We start from the raw sequence: 25061 nt of genomic DNA on the forward strand, positions 1-25061 counted from the left end.
AATAAGTGAATACGAATCACAAGAAAAAGAACGGGAATTTTCTTTATCCATTAAATGGTCAAGAAACTTAAAGCGTCGTTTTGCCAAGAATCTGAAAGAGCCATTTAACGAGAATCTTATTCTAAAAGCAGCTTATCGCCCTTACTCGTCTTTATATTTGTACAACTCCAATTTATTTATTGACGAAAGTGGATCAAACAATGCTATTTTTCCTCCACAAAAATCAAATAAGACTATTTGTTTTAGTAACATTGGTGCCCGCACAAATTATGTAGTGTTGGCGGTGAAAGAAATTGCCGATTTACATTTTGGATCATCAGTAGATACTTACCAACAATTACCATTTTATTACTTTGATGAATCCGGCACTCGCTCCGACAACATCACCGATTGGGCGCTAGAACAATTCACCACCCGTTATCAAACTGAATTAACCCGCACCGCCCGCGCCCTTGATAAACCCGCCATTTTTCATTATTGCTACGCCGTTTTACACGATCCAATTTACCGTGACAAATACGCGCTTAATTTGAAACGTGACTTCCCGCGCATTCCATTCTATTCGGAGTTTTGGCGCTGGGTTGATTGGGGCGCGGCATTACTTGATTTGCATCTCAATTATGAACAGACCGCGCCATTTCCATTCACCCGCATTGACACGCCCGACGACCGCGCCCGCGCTGCCGGCGTCAATCCCAAAGTGGTATTACGCGCTGATGTGAATAATGGCAGCATTCGGATTGATAGCGAAACCACGCTGTGTGATATTCCCGCTATTGCCTGGACATATCAACTCGGCAACCGCTGTGCGATTGAATGGATACTCGACCAATACAAAGAAAAAACGCCGAAAGACCCGACGATCCGCGCTCGGTTTAATACCTACCGCTTTGCCGATTATAAAGAAACAGTAATTGAGTTAATTGCACGGGTGACGACCGTCAGTATTGAAACGATGCAGATCGTCAATGCAATGCGGGAATTGGGGCGGGACTAATTGATCGTTCCCACACTCTCTAGCGTAAGAACGATCAAATAGATTAGACTGCAGTTTAATGGCTACTCAATTGATAATGCTTCATCCCCAGCGGCAATCTTCTCTTGCCATGCTTGCACCCGTGTTAATAATGAATCCATTGCCAACGTGGTCACTGCTCCATCGCGCACCACCTGCCGTCCATTAATCCACACCTGCCGCACTTGATGACTGGACGCGGCATAGACTAATTGAGAACTGGGATGATACAGCGGTTGCGTATGTGGATCACGCAAATCAATTGCCACCACGTCAGCCGCTTTACTAATTTCTAATGAACCGGTATTCGCGCTAATGCCGAGCGCCTGCGCTGCGTTAATTGTCGCCATACGCAACGCTTGCGGCGCGGGTAATGCAGCCGCATCGCCACTCACGCCTTTTGCTAATAACGCGGCGGTGCGCAATTCACCCAACATATTCAAATCATTATTACTCGCAGCGCCATCCGTGCCTAATGCCACATTCACCCCGGCGCGTTGCAATTTCATCACTGGACAAAAGCCGCTGGCTAATTTCAAATTGGATTCCGGGCAATGAATCACATGCGCGCCGGTCGCGGCAAGGCGCACAATTTCGTGATCGTCTAATTGCGTCATGTGAACTGCCATTAAATGCGGATTTAATAAACCCATTTGATCTAAACACGCCAGCGGTCTTTTACCCTGTGTTTTTAATGCTTGCGTGATTTCATCGCTCGTTTCGTGCAAATGAATATGAATTGGCACGTCTAATTTATTCGCCAAATCCCGCACTCGCATTAACGCTGTATCTGACACGGTATAGGGTGAATGCGGCGCAAACGCGGTGGTCACTAATGAATGACCGCGATACTGTTCATGCAATTCTAATCCACGTTGTAAATAACAGTCGGCATCGGCGGCATAGCGCGTGGGGAAATCAACCACAATCATGCCCGCCACCAGTCTCATTCCCGCTTCAGCCGCGACTTGCGCGGTGATTTCGGGAAAAAAGTACATGTCATTAAAACAAGTCACCCCGCCGCGCAGCATTTCGGCAATGGCTAATTGCGTGCCATCCGCCACAAATGACGGATCAACCCAGCGCTGTTCCGCCGGCCAAATGTGTTGATTTAGCCACGTCATTAATGGCAAATCATCCGCCAAGCCGCGCAATAATGACATGGCCGCGTGGGTGTGCGCGTTAATTAAACCGGGAATTAACACATGTCCGGGCAATTCCACCACCGTTGCGGCATTCAATTGTGCAACGGCATCTTGACGCGGTAATACTGCAATGATCCGCCCGTCATTAATGGCGAGGCTGTGATTAACTAGGGTGCGATTATCCGCATCAACGGGAATGATCCAATCGGCATGAATGAGTAATTCAACGTGCATTTGCAATCTCCTATTCGGTCATTGCAATTGCGATGAATTGCAACGCCGGTGTTTAATATGTCATCATCAGATGACTAGCGAATCAGCGCAAAACGGGCTATTCTCCCGCCCGATTGAATTGTCGGGGGGACGGTGCCGCGGCGCCGTTGATGTTTTACCACGCCTCACGCGCTAGGTTTTCACCTTCACCATGCCGGATTTGCATCTCAGTCGCGCCAGCGCCCCCGCCGCCAGTCACAGCGGCGCGGAGTATTTGATCCGTCATACCACGCTGCGGCAGTTGCAATTATTTGACGCCATCGTGCGGCACGGCAGTTTCACGCGGGCGGCTGAGGAATTGTTTTTGACCCAGCCGACGGTCTCGATGCAGGTGAAAAAATTGGCGGACACGCTCGGCACGCCGCTGTTACAACACAACGGGCGGCTGATTGAACCGACCGACGCCGGCCGAGCGGTGCATCAAGCGTGCCGGGTCATTCTCAACCACTTGGCGACGTTGGATACGCAATTGGCGGATTTACACGCGCTGCGGCGCGGGCGGTTGCGATTGGGCGTGATGACCACCGCCGCGTATGTCGCCCCGGAAATTCTCGGCGCCTTTTGTGCTAAATATCCGGGCTTGGAGGTCGCGCTCAACGTCACCAACCGCGATCAGTTACTCGAACGCCTCACCGCGCAGGATGATGATTTGTACGTCATGGGGCAGCCGGATGAGAGTTTGTTGCACGACATCACCGCCACGCCCTTTGCGCCCAATCCGCTGGTGATGGTCGCCCGTAGCGATCACCCGCTCGCCCGCGAGCGCAGCATTCCACTGGCGCGGTTGGCAGAGGAGAATTTGCTGCTGCGCGAGCCGGGCTCGGGCGTGCGCGCCGCGGTGTTAAAACATTTCACCGCCGCCGGGGTGACGCCGAACGTGCGAATGCAGTTAGGCAGCACCGAAACCATCAAACACGCCATCGTCGGCGGATTGGGCATTTCGGCACTGTCATTGCATTCACTGCGGCTGGAAAGCAGCGGCGGCAAATTGGCGTTACTCGACGTGGTCGGCTTTCCCATCATCCGCCGCTGGCATTTGGTCTATTCCCGCGGCCGCGACTTGTCACTGGCGGCCAAAACTTTTCTCGACTTCGCCGTCGCCAGTGAACCCGAGATTCGCGGCCAACTCGGTGAAGCCATGACAGCGTTCGAGCGCCTGCGGTCGAGTGTGTAATTCCTATGTGATCTCAACGAGAACCATCGCCATGCCCGCCAGATCAACCGCCGCCCCGGCACCCGACCGCTACCCCTATCCTGTCGCCCGCATCGGCATCATCGGCGGCGGGCAACTGGGGCGGATGCTGGTGCGGGCGGCCAAACAATTGGGTTGCACCTGCGTCGTGCTGGATCCCACGCCCAATTCACCCGCCGCGCAAGTTGCCGGGCAGCAGATCGTCGCCCACTGTCACGACGCCACCGCGCTGCGCCAATTGGCGGAAATGTGCGATCTGACCACCTTTGATCTGGAAAATATTGACAGCGCCATCCTGCGCCAGCTCAGTGACGAGGGCTGCCCGATTTTCCCGTCACCGGACGTGTTGGCCGTGATTCAGGACAAATTGCGGCAAAAAGAATTGCTGGCCGCGGCCGGCATTCCAACTGCCGAATTCGTGGCGCTGGATCAACCCGATGCGGCGCGCTGTGCGGAATTCGGCTACCCGCTGGTGCAAAAAGCGCGAGTCGGCGGCTATGACGGGCATGGCGTGGTAGTGATGCACACAGCGGCCGATTTCGCCAAGCATCTGCCAGTGCCGGCGTTGATTGAACGGTTTATCAAGGCTGACAAGGAGTTAGCTGTGATGGTGGCACGCGGGCGGTGTGGTGAAACGCGCTGTTATCCGGTGGTGGAAATGCAAATGCACCGCGCCACCAACATGCTCGACCTGTTGCTGGCGCCGGCGCGGGTGACGGATGCGATTGCCGCCGCGGCCACGCAATTGGCAGTGCGCACGGTTGAAGCACTCGACGGCGTGGGCGTGTTTGGCATCGAATTATTTTTGACCCACGACGGGCAGTTGCTGGTCAACGAGGTCGCGCCGCGCACCCACAACTCGGGTCACTACACCATCGAGGCGTGTTTTACCGATCAATTTGAACAGCACCTGCGGGCGATCACCGGGCTGCCGCTCGGCGCCACTGACCTGCTGATGCCGGCCGCGATGATTAATTTACTCGGCGCGGCAGATCACAGCGGGCGGCCGGTGGTCAACGGTTTGCGAGCGGCGCTGGCGCTGCCCGGCGTGGCGGTGCATTTGTACGGCAAGGCAGACACCCGTCCCGGGCGTAAAATGGGACATGTCACCGTATTACATCCCGATCTCGAACAGGCGCGCCAGCTCGCTGAACAGGTGCGCACCCTGATGACCATCACTGGTGAGAATGCGTTGTGAAACCAAGACCCTTGACTGCGATTCAACCCCAAGTGCCGCCCCCGGCCGCCGCTGCCGTTAGCATCATCATGGGCAGCGATTCGGATTTACCTGTCATGCAAGCCGCCGCCGACATTTTGGCGGAATTCGATATTCCATTTGAATTAACGCTGGTTTCTGCGCACCGCACACCGCAACGTTTATTTGATTATGCCCGCACCGCCGCGGCGCGGGGAATTAAAGTCATCATTGCTGGCGCGGGTGGCGCGGCGCATTTACCCGGCATGACGGCGGCATTAACTCCATTACCCGTCATTGGCGTTCCCGTCTGCGCCACGTTATTAAATGGACAGGATGCGCTCTTATCCATTGTGCAAATGCCGGCCGGCGTCCCCGTCGCAACAGTGGCAATTAACGGCGCCCGCAATGCCGGCATATTAGCCGCGCAAATCTTGGGGGTGAATGATGCGGCAATTCAAGCGCGCATTGAGACCTTTAAACGCGCATTAGAAAACGAAGTATTGCGCAAAGTCGAACAGGTAGCGAGTGGTCAACTCACCGCCGCCACTGTCATTGCGCAACGCAGTCCAGTTAAATAAACAGCGGAGCATGTCATTATGGACATCGCCGAATTACTCGCCTTTAGCGTTAAAAACAAAGCCTCCGATTTACATTTATCCGCTGGCTTGCCGCCCATGATTCGCGTGGATGGCGACATGCGGCGTATTAACGTCCCGCCATTAGATCATCGCGCTGTACACGGGCTGGTCTATGACATTATGAATGATAAACAACGCAAGGATTATGATGAGTTTTTAGAAACCGACTTTTCATTTGAAATCCCCGGCGTCGCCCGCTTTCGTGTTAATGCCTATAATCAAAAACGCGGCGCGGCGGGCGTGTTTCGTACCATTCCGTCTAAAGTATTGACGCTGGAAGAATTAAATGCGCCCGCCATTTTCAAACAAATTGTCGAAGTGGCGCGGGGGTTAATTCTAGTCACGGGGCCGACCGGGTCGGGTAAATCAACCACGCTGGCGGCAATGGTGGATTATTTAAATGACAACCGCTACGAACACATTCTCACCATTGAAGACCCAATTGAATTTGTCCACACCAGCAAAAAATGTTTAATTAACCAACGTGAAGTGCATCGTGATACACTGGGGTTTAGTGAAGCCTTGCGCTCGGCATTACGGCAAGACCCCGATATTATTCTAGTCGGTGAAATGCGCGATTTAGAAACCATTCGATTGGCATTAACTGCGGCAGAAACGGGGCATTTAGTTTTTGGTACTTTGCACACCAGTTCAGCGGCAAAAACGATTGATCGTATTGTGGACGTATTCCCCGCGGCCGAAAAAACAATGGTGCGGTCAATGCTATCCGAATCATTACGCTCGGTTATTTCGCAAACGCTATTGAAAAAATCCACCGGCGGGCGGGTGGCGGCGCATGAAATTATGATTGGGACGCCTGCCATTCGTAATTTAATTCGAGAAGACAAGATTGCACAAATGTATTCTTCTATTCAAACCGGGCAGGCGCATGGAATGCAAACGCTCGATCAGTGTTTAACTGAGTTATTGCGCACCGGGCAAATTAAAAAAGCCGATGCGCGCAGTAAAGCACATAACAAGGATACGTTTAATTAACCGGGTTATTATTGGCAGATGATTAAAATTACTCACCGCGTTGTGCTAACCACCGCTGCCACCAACGCCGCCGTTGTTGAGTCATCATGGCGGGTAAATCCACTGGTGCTAATTGACTAATAATCCAACCCGGCAATGGCGGATTATCACTATACCCGCACACCACACCGAGATTATTCGGATCATAAATTTTAATAAAACGCGGCTCAGTCAATGAATCAACATAGACAATCCCGCAAAAGTCTTCTTGATGTTCACGGCGTAATAGCGCATCTATTTCTATAATAAACGCGCCGATTGCCGCAGCCGAACTGGGTGCAATTGGCGGCGGCTCACCAACCGCATAGATATACCAACCAGCATCCGCGCACTCACGCAGCCGTTGCCATACATCATCTAATTGCGACCAACGCAAAGCAGCAGTAAAACTACCGCGCAATGCTATTAAAAATGGGGAATCTGGTAAAGGAGAATGTGTCATGGTGAATATCGTTAACTCGCTTTATTACGGTGATTAATCATAGCATCACCGGTTATAGTCCATTGCAGATATTATTTGCTGCAATCGTACCATTATTATTGCTGCTTTACTTGATCTATCCAGCATGAATACACCACTTTATCAATCTAACTTAAAACAATTCCCGCTCATCAATCGCGGCAAGGTGCGCGACCTCTATGCGGTAGATGACGAACATTTACTCATTATTGCCAGCGACCGCTTGTCGGCATTTGATGTCGTATTACCGCAACCCATTCCCAGCAAAGGCGAAATTCTCACGCGCTTATCCAATTTTTGGTTTGCACGCACCCGCCATTTAATTCCCAATCATCTCAGCACATTAAATGCCGAAGAGATTTTAATTGATGCCAATGATCGGCAACGACTGGGTGAACGCGCAACCGTCGTGCGCCGCTTGCAACCCTTGCCAATTGAAGCAATTGTACGCGGTTATTTAATTGGCTCCGGCTGGAATGATTATCGGCGTACCGGCAGGGTCTGCGGGATTTCATTACCGCGAGGCTTATTACAGGCCGCGCAATTACCCGAACCGATTTATACGCCATCCACGAAAGCCGCCGCCGGCAGCCACGACGCCAATGTCGCATTTGAATACACGGCCAATTTAATTGGCAATGAACTCGCAACGCAAATACGCGACATGAGTTTAGCCATGTATATTGAAGCCGCACAGTATGCCTATGAACGCGGGATTTTAATTGCAGATACCAAATTCGAATTTGGCGTTGATAATGACGGACGCCTGCATCTCATTGATGAAGTATTAACGCCGGATTCATCACGTTTTTGGCCAGTAGATCATTACCGCCCCGGCAGTAGTCCACCCAGTTTTGATAAACAATATGTGCGCGATTATTTGGAAACATTGGATTGGAATAAAACCGCGCCGGGACCAACCTTACCCATCACCGTCATTGCACAAACCGCCGCACGCTATGCCGAAGCGGAGCGGCGCTTGACTGGTCGAGCGGATGCGTTGTATTGCGCAACTAATACCAATAATGATGATTAAGATTACGCACCATTCATTACTAAACAACTGCTATGCGAATAAAAAAACTGCAAAAATCAAATTAAAAACGAACTTTTTTGATGGAGATCTGGATACGATGCTAACCACGTTTTTATTCACGACAGTTGAGATTTTTCCAGCCATTCACACAAATCAGCAATGATACAGTTGGCACATTGTGGACGGCGGGCGGTGCAAATATAACGCCCATGAAGAATTAACCAGTGATGTGCTGACTGTAAGAATAGCACTGGAACTGCTTTTAATAACTGCTGTTCAACCGCCAATGGTGTCGTCCCTCGTGCTAATCCTGTACGATTGGCTACGCGAAAAATATGTGTATCCACCGCAATGGTTGGTTCATTAAAGAGCGTATTTAATAAAACATTCGCCGTCTTTCGCCCCACGCCCGGCAGTGCTTCTAATGCGTCACGAGTGCGTGGCACTTCCCCGTCATGTTCGGCAATTAACTGCGCGCAGGTGGCGAGAATATGACGCGCTTTACTATTAAATAAACCAATGCTACGAATTGCCGCAACTAATCCCGCCTCACCCAATGCCAAGATCGCCTGTGGTGTATTCGCCAGCGCAAATAACTGCGCCGTGACTAAATTGACACGTTTATCAGTTGATTGCGCTGACAGCATCACAGCAATTAACAACTCAAATGGCGTGGTATAGCGCAATTCAGTCGTTGGCTGGGGATTTGCGGCTGCTAGACGTTGAAATAATTCGGTGCATTGCGACTGTGTCATTAACACGTCATCCTATTCATTCATTGCATTTGGCGAATTAAAATAATTCAATTTTAAGGCCAGCACTCGCTTGATCTAATTGATCGGCGAGAGGTTCTGTATTTTGATCTAACACCGATAGATGACAGGTTTCTTCTTGAAGATAACGCTCACGCAATTGGCGCAAGGACTCTGGCAGGCTGAATGCTTCATGGCTCTCTGAGGGCAGGGTATTCATCCAAACTGATATGATTGCATTTCGTTCAGCAAGGGTGCGCTGCATTCGCCCGAGGCGTTGGCTGGCGACATCTTGATATTGCAATTGACCTAAGACGTCGGCGATATGTTCAATCAAGGTTGCATGATGCTGAATCACTGCATTAGACAGCGTTTTATAGGCTTGACTCATTTCGGTATAGCTATCGCGCAGATGTTGAATTGCATCAATTGCACTCGCGGTTTGATCAATTTGTTCAGTCAAATCACCCACGAAATTTAAACTCAGACTTTGATCCACGGCTTTTAATGCCTGACTTAATCCAATTTCAATCGTATTTGCCGCCGCTGTTGCGCGGTTAGCCAATTGACGTACTTCATTAGCAACAACCGAAAATCCCCGCCCCGCTTCACCAGCGCGGGCTGCTTCAATTGCCGCGTTTAATGCCAACAAGTTTGTTTGTTTGCTAATATCTTTAATAGTAACTGCCAAAATTTCTAGTTGCCGAATCTCCGCAACCGTATCACGAATTGCCGTCATATCGTGATTTAATTTATCGGGCAATTCTTGGACAAATTGGCCAATTTCACTAACACTGTTAATACCACGATGAATTTCTTCTTCAAGGTTATCAGTCGTTTGAGTCGCGGTATTGAGATAATTCAATAGCGTCATTACCACTTGATTTAACTCAGACACTCGCGTAATGACATTTAAAGTTGCCGTTTCACTATCTTGAATAGCGATGGTTAATTGTGTTTGAAAAGCATGATCCAGTATTAAACTTTCTTCAAGGTAACAACCCTGCGCCCGCGCTTCAGCACAGGCACTATTGGCACAAACAGTAGACACTGCCTCACGCAATTCACCAGTTGTGCGGAAATACCAGCGAAAAAACAACATCCCGGCGGACCATTGCACAATAGCAAAAAATAGTACAACCACTAAAGGAACAGCCATTCCCCATTCAATAAACTGTTTAATTAACCAACTATGTCCAAGCCAAATAAGGATAGAAACAATCACGGTTCCAATAAGCGTTGATGCAGTAAAAATGCGTCGCAGCGTCCGCGATTGTATTAAAAGTATTTGTGAAAACGGCGATACGCCAACCGTTCCAGTCGAGATGTATCCATCTAGCGACATTAGGCACCCGGTACAACCTGTTTAATCACTTTTAATAAATCAACACCACTCACTGGCTTGACTAACCAACCAGTTGCCCCTAATTTTTTCGCTTCATCGCGTTTATTTTGCTGACTTTCAGTGGTCAAAACTAGAATAGGTATAAACCGTAATCCGGGCAAAGCGCGGGCGGCACGAATAAAGTCTAAGCCGCCCATATTTGGCATGTTAATATCGGTTAGAATTAAATCCGGTTTAAATCCACCGTTTAGTTTATTTAAAGCCTGCACGCCATCATTGGCGGTTTCTACTTTAAATCCAGCCAATTCTAAACTGGTTTTAAGGCTCATCACCATCGTGGCTGAATCATCAACAACAAAAATATTTTTCGACATGATCTTATTTCCAAAGTGGTTAATAGAAAAATCGTGATTATCACGGTGCTAAAAAATATACAAAAAGAGTACCAGCATTATTAACGGAATCACTGAATACATAAGACAATGCAAATGCTAGAGACTATATACAGCCTAAAACTATATCAAAAATCTGCGGGCGTCTCTATTAAAATTTCGTACCAGAATCAGGATTCAGGTGAACAAATCATTCGGTCAATTTCACGCCTAAAAAGGATTACTGACCGCCACATTAGTATTGACTTTCAATGCCACTTGTAACCATGCTGCCAGATCAGCGGCGGGTGGCCATGCAATAAACGTTGGTTGTGCTGCCATTAAAACTTGCAATGTCGCGCTATGCAAATGCGTACAGCCGCTTAAATCAACTTTGCCATGCGGATGCTGCTGTAGCCAAACTAATAATGGCTCGGCATCTTCAACTGCTAAAACATCTGTCACAATTGCTGTGTTGTTTGTTAATTCGAGCATGAAACCAATTCCTGCAAATCTAAAACTAATAACACCGAACCATCGCCTAATAGGGCAGAACCGGCATAGCCTTTGAGCGGCGCCAAAATCCCATTCAGGGGTTTTAAGATAATATCAACTGTCTCACGAAAATCATCGACCAAAATGCCTAAATGTTCATTGCCAATGCGCACAACTAGCGTTGCATACGCATCATCATCATTGGCATGTGGCGGCTCGGATAATCCGAGTAAGTTATTAAGCGCAACTAATGGGACTAACCGCCCGCGTAATACTACCGTTTGTCGATGTTTCACAATAGAAATGCTATTGCGGGGGACGCGCACCGTTTCGACTACAGCGTCCATTGGAATACCAAAACGGCGTTCGTGGGCGCGGACAATCATTACATTGGTTACAGCCATTGATAGTGGTAATGATAGTTTTAATCGTGTGCCTTTGCCACGTTCACTGGTTAGTTCAATATGTCCATTAACTTTTGCAATGGCGGTGCGCACCACATCCATACCAACACCGCGTCCAGAGACATCGGTAATTTGTTCAGCCGTTGAAAACCCAGGTAAAAACACTAGGTTAATTGCTTCATGATCGGTTAAGCGTTCTAATTGCACCTCGTCAATGAGCCCGCGTTCATAGGCTTTGTGGCGAATAACTTGCGCATCAATTCCACGCCCGTCATCAATAATTTCAATCACGACGCGATCAGAAACCGTCGTTGCGCGAATAATCAAATGACCGGTAGTGGATTTACCAACGGCGCGACGTTGTTCGGAGGTTTCTAATCCATGATCGAGGCTATTACGCACACAATGTACTAATGGATCAGCTAAGGCTTCAATGATATTTTTATCTGCTTCTGTGTCTTCACCTTCCATGGTTAATTGCACATCTTTATTCAGTTTTCGGGCCAAATCGCGGACTAAACGTGGGAAGCGTTGTAAAACAAAAGACACCGGCATCATGCGCACTTGCATAATCGCATCTTGCATATCTTCGGCAATTCGGTTAATCACCGCATATTGCGCTTTTATTTCCCGAGCTAATTCCCGCACCCCAAATAAATTTTCAGCACGACCCGCTAAATAAGGCAACGCATTTTTTGCAACCACCATTTCGCCAATTAAGTTCATTAAGCGATCAACTTTGCCCTGATCCACTTTGAGTGTGCGTGGCGCGGGTAAATTATCCTCAGCGCGCCGCCCAAATTTGGCATCGTCGTCTGCTGCCACCGCGCTCGAATGTTGACCATTACGCGCCGCTGGCAGCGAATGTGTTCCGTTACTGATTGGCGAAATCTGCGGGGCAGGCGCGGTGATGGTCTCCGTAAGTACTTGAATTGACGTTGACTGGGCAGCGAGCCACGCTTGCATTGGCGTCGCAGTTCCAGTCATAAGTGATTGTTCTAACGCAATTTTTAAAGTTTCCACCGCTGTTGGCTGGTCCAAACTGGTGAACAACCCCGCAAGCCCACTCGCCAGAGCGTGCATTCGACCCGCCCAGTGTGGCGGGGTGTCGGTCAACTCAGCGATGGTGCGCGCTGCGGTCAAAATGTCTTGCTGGACAGCAAAGCACAGCGGATCAAGCGCGGCAGTTGTATTGATCGCTGCCGCTGGCGGCGTGGCATTTTGGTCACTCAATGTGTAAGAAGGCGCGATACTGGCAAGTAATGCGTGGTGAATAGTGTGGGCAAGCGGTGTTATTTCAGTGGTTAATAATAACCAGCGTAACGCCGATGCAATGCGTGATTCGGGGGCGGTTAATTCTAATAACGTTCGGACAGCGTGTCGTAATCCAGTTAAATCATTTGTGGCAAGTCGTGTTTGCGCTGTGCGAATAAAATCATCTAATGCAATTCCGGCCTTTTCAATACCAACAAGTGGCCAAATTAAATCATTAAGTACAATTTGTTCAATGATAACTTGCTCGGGTATGTAACGAAAGTGTTCAAATAATTCGTCAATTGGCGCGGTGACAATTAACTCAAATTCTAGGTTACAACGATAGGCGTCTAATTCAAATAATGCTGGCCAGGATTCACGGCTACTGACCCGCCGCCAAGAGGGTGTGGGTAATTGCGTGATTAAAAAAAAGGGGTCTTCACCTTTATAAAAACATTCTTCTTCTGGTTGATAACGTACCCAGCAGTTTGTCATGCCTGCTGCAAGCTGCCGGTAATACGTCATGCGCTCACTTTCGGGTAATATTGCGAGGGTTTTTAATAAAGATTGATGTGTTGGTGTATTTCGAGATAACAACGAATTGGCTGGTGCCCCCGATTGAATTTCAATAGGCGGGGGCGTAGTTTCTGAATGCACATCTGACGAATGACGCAGGGTGCGTAATGCAGTGATTAATGTTTGTGCTTCAGTAGCACGTTCTGCTGTATAGCATCCTTGTGTTTGAATTTCATCCAGCAAAATACTAATAAAATCAGCTGCTGCTAATAAATGATCCGCTAAGGTTTGAGTATAGGTAATCTGTTCGTTGCGAACGGCATCCATTAAATCTTCGGCACTGTGCAATACTTTAGTCAGGTCTGGAAAATCAAATAACCCACTATTGCCTTTTAGGGTATGCACCAACCGAAACAATTCGTTGATTCGTGCAGCATCATGCGGTGCGGTTTCCAAACCAATCAATTGATCGCCAACTGCTTCTAATATTTCGCGGGCTTCGGTCAAAAATTGTTGTAATAAAGAAATCATCCATTGCTCCGCAAAAAACATCAATTGAACTTAAACAAGCACACGCTCTCAATGCAAGATGCCTAGTGAATAGTTAGCGATCATCGTTAATGATTTGTATTGTGACAACCGACCAAGTAATATCGCTGTGCAATCTAATAGATAATCTGGTTTGACAGGTTTAATGATGTAAAGATTTGCGCCGGCTTGATAGGCTAATAAACGATCCCGACCAGCTGCTTCAGTGGAAACCATAATTGCGGGCGCTTGTGGCATATCACGGGTGCGCAATTCACGCAATAAACCGTAGCCATCTAATTTGGGCATGTTAATATCAACTAGGTATAAATCGAATGATTCATAGGCGACTTTTTCTAGTGCTTCAATGCCGTTGACTGCTTCTTCAATCATATAACCCGCGGGTTCGAGAATAGACCGATGATAGCGGCGCACCGTGGCAGCATCGTCAACAACGAGGATACGTTTCATAGCAAATTATCTCCCCCATGGCTTTTGATAAACAATGGCTTCTGGAAATTTTCGCACTCGGAATAAGGAAGAAATGCGGCTCATGGATTCAGAATGACCTAAACAAATAAAACCGCCAGGCGCGAGTGCATCATAAAAAGATTCAGCCGCTTGTTTGCGTGACAAATCATCAAAATAAATCAATAGATTTCGGCAAAAAATCACATCAATACCGCGATACAGACGCATTTCAGCCGGCTCCATAACATTCACACGCGTAAACGCAACGGCGTCGCGGAGCATTTGACTAATGTAATAACTATCGCCTTCACGCCGAAAATATTTATTTAACAAATGTGCCGGTAAGTTTTGCACGGCCCGCTGACTATAATGGCCACGCTGGGCTTGATATAAAATTTGTGTGTCAATATCAGAAGAAATAATTTCTACATCCCATGACACCAAACTTGGCCAATTTTCTAAAAGATAAATTGCAATTCCATAGGGTTCTTCACCTGATGAAGATGGAATTGACCAAATGCGTAGTGGCTGGTAACTATCACGACGCGCAATTAGTTCTGGCAACATTGAATTGACTAAACAGGCAAATTGATAGTCCTCACGAAAGAAATAGGTTTCATTGACGGTCATGACATTAACAAGCGCCTGTAATTCTTCACCAGAGGCTTGAAAACGGAGCATCATAAAATAGGTATTAAAGGTGTCACAGTCATTTGCTTCCATGCGTTCTAGCAACCGCTTATCTACAAAATAACGCTTAGAGTTTTCAAATAGAATGCCCGTTTTACGATAGAAGAATTCTCGAAACTTGAGAAAATCTTCATCGCTAATACTTGTCACAGACATTCAGTGGCACCCCGTACCAATACGCTTGAGCGCAAGATCAGTGGCAAATTGAATAAAGGGTTCATTAGGAAAACGTGCTTTTAATTCATGCAATGCGCTACAGGCACGACTACTTCCCACCTCGCCGAGCAAATCTACTGCAGTGGCGCAGACATTGATATGGGCATCTGATGCAATGACTTTAATTAACCAGTCTTCTACATGTGGATGGCGTAGCGATTCTAATACATTCACAGCAAAAATACGCACATCTGATTCCGGGTCATTTAAAAGGCGCTCCATTAAAGGTGCAATGGCATTAGGCATTTGTTTTAAGGCTTCAATTGCTTGATTACGCAACCAAACATTTTCACTGCGTAAGCAATTAATTAACCCTGAGACTGCAATGTCATCTCCTAGATGTGTCAGTGTTGTTAAAATCACTTCATTTACACTGGGGTCGGTTTCATGGTCAAGTTGTTCAATTAATGCGGCGGCGGCGGTTGGGTATTGGATTAAATCTCGCGCCGACCAGCGCCGCACCAATGGATTAGGGTCGTTGAGCGCTGTTAATAAACCCGCCAGGTCACGCGGTATTCGACGTTCATCCACTGGTGTCGCAGTGGGGGTTAGACTCTTTTTTAATGCCATAGAGTTTATTTAATCACTCATTTTAATTAGCCAATGGTGTCATATTCATAATAGATGACGTTCCAAAATATCTTGCCAAAGTTATCTAACCCATTTAATAATCTGATTGGCAATACGTTCTGATGGTAATACAACTGTCGCACCATCACGCGCAATGAGTTCGGCGGGCATTCCGAATACAACGGCAGTCTGTTCTGATTCGGCAATGGTGCGCGCTCCTCGTTTTTTTAATTCTGCAAACGCTCGTGCACCGTCATACCCCATGCCGGTTAATAAGACAGCTATCACTAATTCTGGATCGCAGGTTTCTAATGCGGACTGCCCTAATAAATCAACCGACGGATGCCATAAAAACCCCGGTTGTTCTGGCCGAGTAATCGCAGTTAATCGTCCTGCCCGTTCAGTTAAGACCATATCGGCACCGCCCCGGGCGATATAAATATTCCCCGGTTCTAATGGTGTTGGGCGACTTACTTCCGATACCATCAATGCACACAAACCATTCATCCGTTCGGCGAATGGCCGTGTGAAACTCGGCGGCATATGTTGAGCAACTAATACCGGCCAGGGAAAAGTTTCGGGTAATAACGGTAAAATATCTTCTAATGTACGCGGTCCGCCGGTGGAAACACCAATCAAAACTACCCCGTGACGTTTAATGCCAAAACGTTGAATGGAGTGTGTCGCGGCTACTTTCTCATTCGCTTGATTAGCGGCACGCATTCGTGCAGTTAAACCACGCGCATTGTTAATTTTTGCCTGTGCTGCCGCCCGCACTTTGTTAATCACTTCGGTCTGAATTTTTTCTATTGATAACGAAATAGTGCCATCGGGTTTTGGCACATAATCTATTGCACCAAGGTTCAGTGCTTCTAGTGTCGCCAGCGCACCTTTTTCTGTTAATGATGAAATCATCACTACCGCCACCGGCCGCTCTGCCATTAACAATGATAATGCAGTTAAGCCATCCATTTCTGGCATGTTAATATCAAGGGTAATGACATCGGGTGTAAATGCTATATTTTCTTCGACCGCTTCACGGCCATTACGGGCGGTGCGGACATCAAAATCACCCTCGTTTTGAAATAGGGTAGATAGTTGCCGGCGCATTAGTGCAGAATCATCAACAATTAAAAGTTTAATCGGTTTTGCCATAATAGAATGTGCGTTTTTTAATTCACTGCGAAGATGATTGGTCGTGATGTCAAGCGTCAGAGACGTTGCGGTTTTTAATCAACAAGCGTTCTACGAGTTACATCACGACCAAATGATTAGTTTGCCAGATTTACCAATTGACTACGATCTTCTTCTGCAATGAGGCATGATGGATCAATCAATTGAATGAGACGCTGTTGTTTTTCCAGATTAGCAACGCGGGCAATTAAGCGTGCCTGTTCCGTAGAGAGTTGTGGCGCTGGCTCAATGACTGACTTGTGGATTTTTAACACTTCGGCAACCGAATCAACAATAAAACCAGTGCGAATACCACCGAGTAAAAATACCATAATACGTTGGCGGTCACTACGGGCGACTGTGGGTAAACCTAAGCGTCGCCTTTGATCCACAACGGGTAATACTGCCCCGCGCAAGTTAATGACACCTTCAACAAAATCAGGCGCTCTGGGAATATGTGTTAATTCATCTGGGACGCGCACAATTTCTTGTACACTTTCAATCGGTACGCCAAATTCTTCCTTGTCTAAACGAAATACGACGACCTGCTCTTCATCATCGGTTAATTCATCATCGTGGTCTTCAATCAGGTTTGCGCTCTGTGCTGCTTGCATTTCTGTCACCGTCGTTAAGGCTTCACGAATTGTGGAATGACGAAATAAACGGTCTGTGGCAATAATAGATACCAAACGCTGACCATTGTTCAAACGACAAATGGCTTCTAAATCAGACAACGCATCATCGCGTGCTAATAACGATGGAATATCATCGACCGCCGAACGGGGTACGCGCAATACTTCATTCACGCTATCGGTCACGACGCCGACGGCTGAATTACCTAATGCAATGACAACAATACGGCTGTGTTCATCAATGGCGCGAACACTAAGATCAAATAAACACCGTAGTGAAACAAGCGGTAATAACCGATTGCGCAATGTCATTACCCCTAATACATGGCTCTGGGCGCGGGGAACATGAACAATTTGCTCGGGGATTTGCACAATTTCTTGTACATTTTCAATTGCAATGGCATACTCTTGATCGTCCACTTCAAAGCTGACTAATTGCAATTCATCGCTATTATCATCGTCATCTGTGGTATTAGTGGTTGTAATACCCCCACCCCCACTGCTATGACCTGGTGTATTGGTGAGTGTTGCAATTGCTGCAAATTCATTACTAATGATCCGCGCAAAATCTAATACCATGACCATTGGGAAACTGCCAACATCCTTGAGCAATCCCGAAAGTAACTCGGTATTAACTGTTGCGCGCAATGCACCGACATCAGCAATTCGGCTATTTTCAATTCCAACGACACTGCTGACACGATCAACAACAAAGCCAAGTGGTTGTCCTTGATCAATGACAACGGCACGACTTGAATCATCATTATCGCGCTCAGGTAAATTAAAAATGCGCCGCAAGCTAATAATGGGCAGCACTTTACCGCGCAAATTCGCTAACCCTTCTAATGTCGGCGGGGCTAATGGAACGCGCACCACATCGGGAACACGAATGATTTCCTGTACTGGCACCATATCAACCGCAAATACTTCATCGCCGCAAATAAAAATCACGAATTGACGCACATCAGAATCATGCTGGTCTTGTTCATCATCAGCGGTTAAACTCATTGCGATTGCTGGCGCACCATCATTCACATTTGCCAGTGGTGCGGGGCGGGGTGTATCGTCATTATTATCACGCATGATAAATCTCTAGGCAGCTAAAAATGACTGGATTAAACACTTTGTAATTCATCCGCGAGTGAAGCGATTTCTTCAATAGCGGCGGCTAATTCTTCAGCCCCCTGACTTTGTTGTTTAGCTGCTGCTGCTGCTTCAGTTGATGCTTTTTCAGCTTCTTGTGCCGCCGCTGAAATTTGGTCTACACCGGTTTTAATTTGCCCAACTGCACTGGCGATTTCATTTGCAGCTGACAAAATATCTTGGGTACCAGTATTGACAATAGCAATGTCAGTTTCAATGGTGACTAATGCGGCAGTGACGAGCTTGGCTTTTTCAGTTTCTGTAATTGCCGAAGCAATGATTTCTTCTAGATCACGCCCGACTATGCCGATTTGATCTTGCACGGCTTTTACTAAGTCTTTAATGCGATCGGCATTTTCAGCTGAATCATGGGCAAGATTACGAATATCGGTAGCCACCACCACAAATCCTTTACCGAATTCACCAGCGCGGGCGGCTTCAATTGAACCATTCACTGCCAGCATATTGGTTTGAATTGATACGGTGGTGATCGCATCAACAATTTTATCAATACGGCGCGAAACCAATTCCAAGTCTTTGACTTGTTTTAAACTAAGACGTGAGGATTCACCCGAATTGAGTACGCCCTGTACTAATGCGTTTACACTATTCTTATTTGATGTCAGCAGAGCGGTAATTGCTTCTACTTTATTACCAGCTTGATTTGCACGTTGTTGGGCGATTTCAATGCCTTTTTCAATTTGGCTAATTGCCGCTGCTGATTCTTCGGTCGCCGATGATTGCACTTGAGCGCTTTTACGAATCTGCTCAACTGCTGCCATAATTTGCACACCGGAGCGATTGATTTCTTGCACTGCTGAAGATAATTGTTCCGCCGCTGATGCAACATCTTCTGCGCTTTTACTAATATCAGTGGAGTTTTTTAATTCCTCGGCCAATTCAGACAAATTTTGCGCGGCTTGTTCACATTCAGATAAGGCTTGACCCTGTTCAGCAACGGTTTTTGCTGCTTCTTCAGATGCGGCGGATTGTTCTTCGGCGGCGGCGGCGATTTCTTCTGTGCCCTTTAATGCTTGCTGTGATGCGATATTGGATTGTTGCGCACCAACGGCAATCTCTTGAATACCGCGAGTAATTTCGAGTGCATCTAAACGGATTTGTTCTAATTGCGTATTAATGATTTTACTATTCTCTACCTCTTGCTGCACATTTGCCGCTGATGTATTGATTCCTTCCGAAATGAATTTCACTTCTTGTTGAATTTGACCAACGAGGTCTTGGATTTGTTTGGCACTTTTTTCTGAGGTTTCCGCAAGAGTGCGCACTTCATCAGCGACCACCGCAAAGCCTTTGCCGTGTTTGCCAGCGCGGGCGGCTTCAATTGCAGCATTTAATGCTAATAAATTGGTTTGATCGGCAATGCGGGCGACCGCCTTAACGATGTCACCGATATTGGCAGCTTGTTTTTCTAATTCAGCGACCATTTTAACTGAGGCGGTTTGACGTTGTGCTGCCACGCCAACATTCGCAATTAATGCGGTGGTATCAGTGCTAATGCGTCCAATTAATGATTCGCTCGTTTCAATCCTTGTTTGTACAGCACGGACATTTTCTAATTGCCGGGCTAATGCACTGACGACTAATTTGAATGCGGCTAATGATTCTTGAGATGCACCGGAGGCTTCTTCCGCCCCGGTGGCAATTTGATCGGCCGAGCGTTTTAATTCTTCGGCAGCCGAGGCCGCTTCATTAATCCCAGAGGCTAATTGTGCAGTTGCCGCCGCAATTCGTTCGGCGGCCTGTTGTTGTTTCGCTAAGGTGCGCGCCCGTTTGCGTTGAGCATCGGCATCACGATTATTAGGGATTGTATTATTGCCAGTATTTGCTATGCGTCCTTCCGTTGCAGGTGAGTGATATGAACGACCAGTGGTGGAGCCTGAGGTTTTTTTTACAAGTGCCATGAGTGTCTCCTAATAAAATAGAGGTGTATCAATGCTAGAATATTTTCACCAACCATTAGTCAAACCATTGCAACGAGCGTGTGACCCGATTGCAAAATGGTTGGGGTTAATATGCAATGTGTCGCAGAATTAGGAAATGAGAGTCGCGTTTTTTAATTAGGTATAACACTGTTCAATCAGTGCTAACGATGACAGAAAAGGGCATTTTAGGCGTGTATTCTTGCCCAACGTTTTTGGGAGTGAATGAAAGGGTTGGTCGCATAATAACAATCAATATGCGGCGCCGTTACCAGGTAATTAGTCCAGTCAATGCGGTGAACAAAACGAGGACACCAAAGCCAATGCGATACCATGCAAATATGACAAAATCGTGGTTAGCAACATAATGCAACAGCGTTTTAATGGTTAAGGCGGCGCTGATAAACGCTGCAATAAAGCCGACGGCGAATAACGGGATAGCATCGCTGGTTAATAAGTCACGCGCTTGGAAAACATCATAAGCCGTTGCGGCCAACATGGTGGGAATGGCGAGAAAAAATGATAATTCGGTGGCGACTTGACGCGATAATCCGAATACTACGCCGCCCATAATGGTGGCACCTGCCCGAGAGACACCGGGGAATAAGGCTAATGTTTGGGCTAATCCGACTTTAAATGCGATGGCGGTGCTTAAATCATCAATATGACGCACCCGCCGCCGGGGTGGTTGGTGTTCAATATACAAGATCACGAATCCACCAATAATCAATGCGCCTGCGACAGTTAACGGCGAAAAGAGATAAGTTTTAATCACGTCGTGAAATAAAACGCCGGCGACCATCGCCGGTAGAAATGCAATGATGATGTTGAATGCAAAGCGCCGTTCGGTTGGTCGGGTGCGTATTCCCCGCGCTACCCGGATTAATCGCGCTCGGTAAAACCAGCATACAGCAAGAATTGCGCCCAATTGAATAACAATTTTGAATACCTTATCCTGTTCAGCACCGCCGCCGCCGAGGACTTGGTCAAGGAGGTCGCCGACGATAATCAGGTGACCGGTGGAGGAAATCGGCAAAAATTCCGTCAAACCTTCGACGATGCCGAGGATGAGTGCTTTAATAAATGGGATAAAATCGGTCACGCGATGGGCCTCGCACTGGTGCGTATTAGCAAAAATCGGTATTCTAATTGACCGCCTCACTCAAGACACTCAGCGGTCGGGTGCTAGAAATCAGGTTGAGCGCGCCAATCTGCGGTATCCTAGCGCAATGTCGAACATATCATAGCGGCACTTTGGGTAGTCACTCCACCAGTTCCGCACGATCACGCTGGTCGAAGGCGGCGGTCATGTGAACGCCAACTGACCCCGGCTTTGGAGTAACGACTGGGCGGCGGCAACGTCGCTCGCTATCCCCCACGCGCAACCGTGGGATTTTCTCGCGGAGGAACCTTAATGAATCAGTTTTACTACGACGCAGTGACAACCATGGAACAAAAGGGCGTCGATGATGAGTACATTCAAGGCTGGCAATGCGGCTTTTTACAAAATCCCAAGCGTGAGGAACAGCGCTTAACCGAGGCTTATGAAGCCGGTTACGCTGACGGCGAAGAAAAAAATACTGATAACTTTGCCAATTGGGTTAATACTTAAAATTGCATTGTGCCACTGTCATTTGTAATGACACCGCCCCGCCCTGTGCGGGGTTAATTGTCTATTTTAAGTCACGTTTAATACGTTTATCTCAACGGTTTACTGTGCAATATTGAATTACTGTAAATCGTTTGATCGCCTCACAATTGGCTATTGTTATGCGATCAATTCCATCGTTTCTGCACTCGCAAAACGAGGTATCTCATGCCACTATCCTCGGCGCAACTCACCATTTTATTTGACAATATCCCCGGCGTTGCGAATACGCGACCATTATGGGGGTTTGCCGCGCAACTGCGCACCAGTAATGGTCAAATCTTATTATTCGACACGGGCAGCAACGGGCGCGTTTTATTAAAAAATATGACCGCACTCAACTGCGATCCTCAGGCGTTTCAATGGCTGTTTTTATCCCATCAACATTGGGATCACATTGGCGGGGTTGATTCGATTATTGAATTAAATCCCCAGCTGACTTGCGTGGTTCACGACGGATTTTCCAAACATCTCACTGCCGATCTAGCCGAATTAACTGCCGGTTGTTTAACCATTGATAATTTACCAGTACAATTCGCCCCGCACCTATGGTCAACCGGCATGTTTCATAGCGAACCGCCCGAACATGCGTTAATTATTGAAACCCAAAGCGGGCTGCATTTAATCACCGGCTGCGCCCATCCAGGCATAGTGCAATTGATTAATCACGTTCAAACGGTATTCAAACAACCGGTGCAAACCGTCATTGGGGGTTTTCATCTCGGCGCGGCGGATGAAACTACAATTGCAAATACCGTCACCGCGTTATTAAGCAGCGGTATTCAGCGCATTTTACCCACGCATTGCACCGGTATTGCGGCCATGACAGCACTGAAAACCGCATTTGGTACACGGTGTTTAACCGGCGGCGCGGGTTGTCAAATCCAACTTTAGTTCCATTTTTCAAATCCAACGCTGGTTCTTATTCCATGTCTGTTGATAATTAACGCCAATGTTAATAGCGCCTCGCTATCAAGTAATTGTGATTGGCGGTGGTCATGCCGGCGCCGAAGCCGCATTAGCCGCCGCCCGTTGTGGTGTGCGCACCTTATTATTAACCCATTCAATTGAAACACTCGGACAAATGAGTTGCAATCCCGCTATTGGCGGCATTGGCAAAGGGCATTTGGTGAAAGAAATTGATGCGCTCGGCGGGTTAATGGCAATAGCCGCAGATCGCGCCGGTATTCAATTCCGTATTTTGAATAGCCGTAAAGGTCCCGCCGTGCGCGCCACTCGCGCCCAAGCTGACCGTCAATTATATCGCACCGCTGTCCGACAAGCATTAGAATGCCAATCATCACTCGATGTTTTTCAACAAGCGGTGGATGATTTAATTGTTCACGGCGACCGCGTCATTGGCATTCGCACCCAAATTGGTTTGGAATATCACGCCGATTGCGTTGTATTAACAGCCGGTACTTTTTTAGATGGGCGTATTCACGTTGGATTAGCCAGTTATCGCGGTGGACGCGCCGGTGATCCACCAGCGCGAGCATTAGCAGCGCGGTTGCGTGAATTACCGCTGCGGCCGGCGCGATTAAAAACTGGCACCCCGCCGCGCATTGCAGCGAAATCAATTGATTACAGTCAATTATTAGAACAGCCCGGGGATACGCCGACGCCGGTGTTTTCTTATTTAGGTAGCGTTGCGGATCATCCGCGCCAAGTCAATTGCCATATTGCGCGCACCACTGAACGGACGCATGACATCATTCGCAGCGGTTTATCCCGCTCGCCATTATTCAGCGGGTTAATTGAAGGCATCGGCCCGCGTTATTGCCCGTCAATTGAAGATAAAATCGTCCGCTTTGCTGATAAAAATTCACACCAGATTTTTATTGAACCGGAAGGATTAGACAGCGGCGAAATCTATCCCAATGGTATTTCAACCAGTTTGCCGTTTGATATTCAACAGGCGCTGGTACGGTCAATGGCGGGATTTGAAAACGCGCATTTAACGCGGCCGGGCTATGCCATTGAATACGACTTTTTTGATCCGCGTGATTTGCAACCATCATTAGAAACCAAAGTGATTCAAGGGCTGTTTTTTGCCGGACAAATCAATGGTACGACCGGGTATGAAGAGGCCGCCGCGCAGGGGTTATTAGCCGGTGTTAATGCGGCTCGTCAAGCATTATCATTAGACCCCTGGTATCCACGCCGCGATGAAGCCTATTTGGGCGTGATGATTGATGATTTAATGACAACGGGTACGAATGAGCCGTATCGGATGTTCACCAGTCGCGCCGAATATCGCTTGTTATTACGCGAAGATAATGCTGATTTGCGATTAACGCCAATTGGCCGTGAATTGGGTTTAGTGAATGATGAACGCTGGCGGTTATTTGAAATTAAACGCGAAGCAATTGAAATTGAGCGGCAGCGATTAAATGATATTTGGGTGCGGCCGGCGACGGCGACGGCGACGCCGGCGTTGACGGCGCTGTTGGGCGAGCCGCTGCGCCGCGAGGCGCGGGCGTTGGAGTTGTTGGCGCGCCCGCAAGTGAGTTACGCCGCGTTAATGGAGTGTACTGGATTTTCGGTTGCGACGGTTGACGCGGCGGTGGCGGAACAGATTGAAATTCAAAGTAAATATGCCGGTTACATCACGCGGCAGCAGGCAGAAATTGATCGTCAGCGGGCGCAGGATCAGCAGCCGTTGCCGGCAGATTTTGATTTCGATCAGGTGCGCGGGTTGTCGTGCGAGGTGTTGGAAAAACTCAAGCGCACTCGTCCGGCCACGCTCGGTCAGGCGGCGCGCATTCCCGGGGTGACGCCGGCGGCGGTGTCATTATTGTTAATTCATTTGCGGCGCTATCGGGCAATGGCGGGCGCGGCAGTGGATTCAATTCCAACTGGCGACTCTTGATTGCATGTTTTTATTTGGTTGATGATAGATTAAACCACGATTTATTTCA

Annotated in this window: 23 protein-coding genes; 9 read left to right on the top strand and 14 right to left on the bottom strand. The window is 47.8% G+C overall.

The window, feature by feature from the left end:
• A partial coding sequence (locus HUK38_RS00005) for a type ISP restriction/modification enzyme (protein WP_202985493.1) occupies nucleotides 1-997 on the top strand: 997 nt, incomplete at its 5' end.
• Nucleotides 998-1059: 62 nt separating this feature from the next.
• Here the strand turns inward: HUK38_RS00005 and HUK38_RS00010 are convergent.
• The gene (locus HUK38_RS00010) at nucleotides 1060-2394 is read right to left on the bottom strand and encodes a TRZ/ATZ family hydrolase (protein WP_182581726.1); all 1335 of its coding nucleotides are present in this window, start codon (nucleotides 2392-2394) and stop codon (nucleotides 1060-1062) included.
• A gap of 190 nt (nucleotides 2395-2584) precedes the next feature.
• Here HUK38_RS00010 and HUK38_RS00015 point away from each other — a divergent pair, with 190 nt between their 5' ends.
• The 4 genes from HUK38_RS00015 to HUK38_RS00030 all read left to right on the top strand — a co-directional run bounded on the left by HUK38_RS00015 (nucleotide 2585) and on the right by HUK38_RS00030 (nucleotide 6457).
• On the top strand, nucleotides 2585-3607 hold the full coding sequence (locus HUK38_RS00015) for a LysR family transcriptional regulator (RefSeq protein WP_182581727.1): 1023 nt from the start codon (nucleotides 2585-2587) through the stop codon (nucleotides 3605-3607).
• A 31-nt stretch (nucleotides 3608-3638) separates the two neighbouring features.
• Nucleotides 3639-4823 (top strand): 5-(carboxyamino)imidazole ribonucleotide synthase, encoded by a 1185-nt coding sequence (locus HUK38_RS00020; protein ID WP_182581728.1) that lies wholly within the window; start codon nucleotides 3639-3641, stop codon nucleotides 4821-4823.
• A gap of 68 nt (nucleotides 4824-4891) precedes the next feature.
• Nucleotides 4892-5401, top strand: a complete 510-nt coding sequence (purE, locus tag HUK38_RS00025) for a 5-(carboxyamino)imidazole ribonucleotide mutase (RefSeq protein ID WP_182581855.1) — start codon at nucleotides 4892-4894, stop codon at nucleotides 5399-5401.
• An 18-nt stretch (nucleotides 5402-5419) separates the two neighbouring features.
• Nucleotides 5420-6457 (top strand): type IV pilus twitching motility protein PilT, encoded by a 1038-nt coding sequence (locus HUK38_RS00030; RefSeq protein WP_182581729.1) that lies wholly within the window; start codon nucleotides 5420-5422, stop codon nucleotides 6455-6457.
• Nucleotides 6458-6485: 28 nt separating this feature from the next.
• Here the strand turns inward: HUK38_RS00030 and HUK38_RS00035 are convergent, their stop codons facing one another.
• Entirely contained in the window at nucleotides 6486-6938 is a 453-nt protein-coding gene (locus HUK38_RS00035; protein ID WP_182581730.1) for a hypothetical protein, read from the bottom strand.
• 124 nt (nucleotides 6939-7062) lie between these two features.
• Here HUK38_RS00035 and HUK38_RS00040 point away from each other — a divergent pair, with 124 nt between their 5' ends.
• Nucleotides 7063-7992 carry a phosphoribosylaminoimidazolesuccinocarboxamide synthase gene (locus HUK38_RS00040; RefSeq protein WP_182581731.1) on the top strand — a complete coding sequence of 310 codons (930 nt, stop codon included), beginning with the start codon at nucleotides 7063-7065 and terminating at the stop codon, nucleotides 7990-7992.
• Between the two features lie 116 nt (nucleotides 7993-8108).
• On the opposite strand, the gene nth is transcribed toward HUK38_RS00040, so the two are convergent.
• The 12 genes from nth to HUK38_RS00100 all read right to left on the bottom strand — a co-directional run bounded on the left by nth (nucleotide 8109) and on the right by HUK38_RS00100 (nucleotide 21594).
• Entirely contained in the window at nucleotides 8109-8747 is a 639-nt protein-coding gene (nth, locus tag HUK38_RS00045) for an endonuclease III (RefSeq protein WP_182581732.1), read from the bottom strand.
• A 37-nt stretch (nucleotides 8748-8784) separates the two neighbouring features.
• Nucleotides 8785-9903: a methyl-accepting chemotaxis protein gene (locus HUK38_RS00050; RefSeq protein WP_238787326.1), complete on the bottom strand. Its 1119-nt coding sequence runs from the start codon at nucleotides 9901-9903 to the stop codon at nucleotides 8785-8787.
• Between the two features lie 185 nt (nucleotides 9904-10088).
• On the bottom strand, nucleotides 10089-10463 hold the full coding sequence (locus HUK38_RS00055; RefSeq protein ID WP_182581734.1) for a response regulator: 375 nt from the start codon (nucleotides 10461-10463) through the stop codon (nucleotides 10089-10091).
• A gap of 228 nt (nucleotides 10464-10691) precedes the next feature.
• Nucleotides 10692-10955 (bottom strand): hypothetical protein, encoded by a 264-nt coding sequence (locus HUK38_RS00060; RefSeq protein ID WP_182581735.1) that lies wholly within the window; start codon nucleotides 10953-10955, stop codon nucleotides 10692-10694.
• Nucleotides 10943-13660: a chemotaxis protein CheA gene (locus HUK38_RS00065; RefSeq protein WP_182581736.1), complete on the bottom strand. Its 2718-nt coding sequence runs from the start codon at nucleotides 13658-13660 to the stop codon at nucleotides 10943-10945. The genes HUK38_RS00060 and HUK38_RS00065 overlap by 13 nt, the downstream gene beginning before the upstream one ends.
• A 48-nt stretch (nucleotides 13661-13708) precedes the next feature.
• Nucleotides 13709-14128 carry a response regulator gene (locus tag HUK38_RS00070; RefSeq protein WP_182581737.1) on the bottom strand — a complete coding sequence of 140 codons (420 nt, stop codon included), beginning with the start codon at nucleotides 14126-14128 and terminating at the stop codon, nucleotides 13709-13711.
• 6 nt (nucleotides 14129-14134) lie between these two features.
• Nucleotides 14135-14974 carry a CheR family methyltransferase gene (locus tag HUK38_RS00075; protein ID WP_182581738.1) on the bottom strand — a complete coding sequence of 280 codons (840 nt, stop codon included), beginning with the start codon at nucleotides 14972-14974 and terminating at the stop codon, nucleotides 14135-14137.
• Nucleotides 14975-15604, bottom strand: a complete 630-nt coding sequence (locus HUK38_RS00080) for a HEAT repeat domain-containing protein (protein ID WP_182581739.1) — start codon at nucleotides 15602-15604, stop codon at nucleotides 14975-14977.
• An 81-nt stretch (nucleotides 15605-15685) separates the two neighbouring features.
• On the bottom strand, nucleotides 15686-16759 hold the full coding sequence (gene cheB / locus HUK38_RS00085; RefSeq protein ID WP_182581740.1) for a chemotaxis-specific protein-glutamate methyltransferase CheB: 1074 nt from the start codon (nucleotides 16757-16759) through the stop codon (nucleotides 15686-15688).
• A 116-nt stretch (nucleotides 16760-16875) separates the two neighbouring features.
• Nucleotides 16876-18492 (bottom strand): chemotaxis protein CheW, encoded by a 1617-nt coding sequence (locus HUK38_RS00090; protein WP_182581741.1) that lies wholly within the window; start codon nucleotides 18490-18492, stop codon nucleotides 16876-16878.
• A 32-nt stretch (nucleotides 18493-18524) separates the two neighbouring features.
• Nucleotides 18525-20474 (bottom strand): methyl-accepting chemotaxis protein, encoded by a 1950-nt coding sequence (locus HUK38_RS00095; RefSeq protein ID WP_182581742.1) that lies wholly within the window; start codon nucleotides 20472-20474, stop codon nucleotides 18525-18527.
• 286 nt (nucleotides 20475-20760) lie between these two features.
• Nucleotides 20761-21594, bottom strand: a complete 834-nt coding sequence (locus HUK38_RS00100) for an undecaprenyl-diphosphate phosphatase (protein ID WP_338065333.1) — start codon at nucleotides 21592-21594, stop codon at nucleotides 20761-20763.
• 312 nt (nucleotides 21595-21906) lie between these two features.
• Here HUK38_RS00100 and HUK38_RS00105 point away from each other — a divergent pair, with 312 nt between their 5' ends.
• The 3 genes from HUK38_RS00105 to mnmG all read left to right on the top strand — a co-directional run bounded on the left by HUK38_RS00105 (nucleotide 21907) and on the right by mnmG (nucleotide 25012).
• A complete protein-coding gene (locus HUK38_RS00105) occupies nucleotides 21907-22104 on the top strand; it encodes an Alvin_2107 family globule sulfur oxidation protein (protein WP_182581743.1) in 198 nt (65 codons plus the stop codon).
• Between the two features lie 204 nt (nucleotides 22105-22308).
• On the top strand, nucleotides 22309-23034 hold the full coding sequence (locus HUK38_RS00110) for an MBL fold metallo-hydrolase (protein ID WP_182581744.1): 726 nt from the start codon (nucleotides 22309-22311) through the stop codon (nucleotides 23032-23034).
• Nucleotides 23035-23092: 58 nt separating this feature from the next.
• Nucleotides 23093-25012, top strand: coding sequence for a tRNA uridine-5-carboxymethylaminomethyl(34) synthesis enzyme MnmG (gene mnmG / locus HUK38_RS00115; RefSeq protein ID WP_182581745.1), 1920 nt, complete (start codon nucleotides 23093-23095; stop codon nucleotides 25010-25012).
• The last annotated feature ends 49 nt before the right edge of the window (nucleotides 25013-25061 follow it).

The organism is Thiospirillum jenense (assembly GCF_014145225.1).
Taxonomy (GTDB): Bacteria; Pseudomonadota; Gammaproteobacteria; order Chromatiales; family Chromatiaceae; genus Thiospirillum; species Thiospirillum jenense.

Coding starts and splice junctions, on each gene's coding strand:
- HUK38_RS00010 (WP_182581726.1), bottom strand. CDS start 2,394: ATGCACGTTGAATTACTCATTCATGCCGATTGGATCATTCCCGTTGAT.
- HUK38_RS00015 (WP_182581727.1), top strand. CDS start 2,585: ATGCCGGATTTGCATCTCAGTCGCGCCAGCGCCCCCGCCGCCAGTCAC.
- HUK38_RS00020 (WP_182581728.1), top strand. CDS start 3,639: ATGCCCGCCAGATCAACCGCCGCCCCGGCACCCGACCGCTACCCCTAT.
- purE (WP_182581855.1), top strand. CDS start 4,892: ATGGGCAGCGATTCGGATTTACCTGTCATGCAAGCCGCCGCCGACATT.
- HUK38_RS00030 (WP_182581729.1), top strand. CDS start 5,420: ATGGACATCGCCGAATTACTCGCCTTTAGCGTTAAAAACAAAGCCTCC.
- HUK38_RS00035 (WP_182581730.1), bottom strand. CDS start 6,938: ATGACACATTCTCCTTTACCAGATTCCCCATTTTTAATAGCATTGCGC.
- HUK38_RS00040 (WP_182581731.1), top strand. CDS start 7,063: ATGAATACACCACTTTATCAATCTAACTTAAAACAATTCCCGCTCATC.
- nth (WP_182581732.1), bottom strand. CDS start 8,747: ATGACACAGTCGCAATGCACCGAATTATTTCAACGTCTAGCAGCCGCA.
- HUK38_RS00050 (WP_238787326.1), bottom strand. CDS start 9,903: ATGGCTGTTCCTTTAGTGGTTGTACTATTTTTTGCTATTGTGCAATGG.
- HUK38_RS00055 (WP_182581734.1), bottom strand. CDS start 10,463: ATGTCGAAAAATATTTTTGTTGTTGATGATTCAGCCACGATGGTGATG.
- HUK38_RS00060 (WP_182581735.1), bottom strand. CDS start 10,955: ATGCTCGAATTAACAAACAACACAGCAATTGTGACAGATGTTTTAGCA.
- HUK38_RS00065 (WP_182581736.1), bottom strand. CDS start 13,660: ATGATTTCTTTATTACAACAATTTTTGACCGAAGCCCGCGAAATATTA.
- HUK38_RS00070 (WP_182581737.1), bottom strand. CDS start 14,128: ATGAAACGTATCCTCGTTGTTGACGATGCTGCCACGGTGCGCCGCTAT.
- HUK38_RS00075 (WP_182581738.1), bottom strand. CDS start 14,974: ATGTCTGTGACAAGTATTAGCGATGAAGATTTTCTCAAGTTTCGAGAA.
- HUK38_RS00080 (WP_182581739.1), bottom strand. CDS start 15,604: ATGGCATTAAAAAAGAGTCTAACCCCCACTGCGACACCAGTGGATGAA.
- cheB (WP_182581740.1), bottom strand. CDS start 16,759: ATGGCAAAACCGATTAAACTTTTAATTGTTGATGATTCTGCACTAATG.
- HUK38_RS00090 (WP_182581741.1), bottom strand. CDS start 18,492: ATGCGTGATAATAATGACGATACACCCCGCCCCGCACCACTGGCAAAT.
- HUK38_RS00095 (WP_182581742.1), bottom strand. CDS start 20,474: ATGGCACTTGTAAAAAAAACCTCAGGCTCCACCACTGGTCGTTCATAT.
- HUK38_RS00105 (WP_182581743.1), top strand. CDS start 21,907: ATGAATCAGTTTTACTACGACGCAGTGACAACCATGGAACAAAAGGGC.
- HUK38_RS00110 (WP_182581744.1), top strand. CDS start 22,309: ATGCCACTATCCTCGGCGCAACTCACCATTTTATTTGACAATATCCCC.
- mnmG (WP_182581745.1), top strand. CDS start 23,093: ATGTTAATAGCGCCTCGCTATCAAGTAATTGTGATTGGCGGTGGTCAT.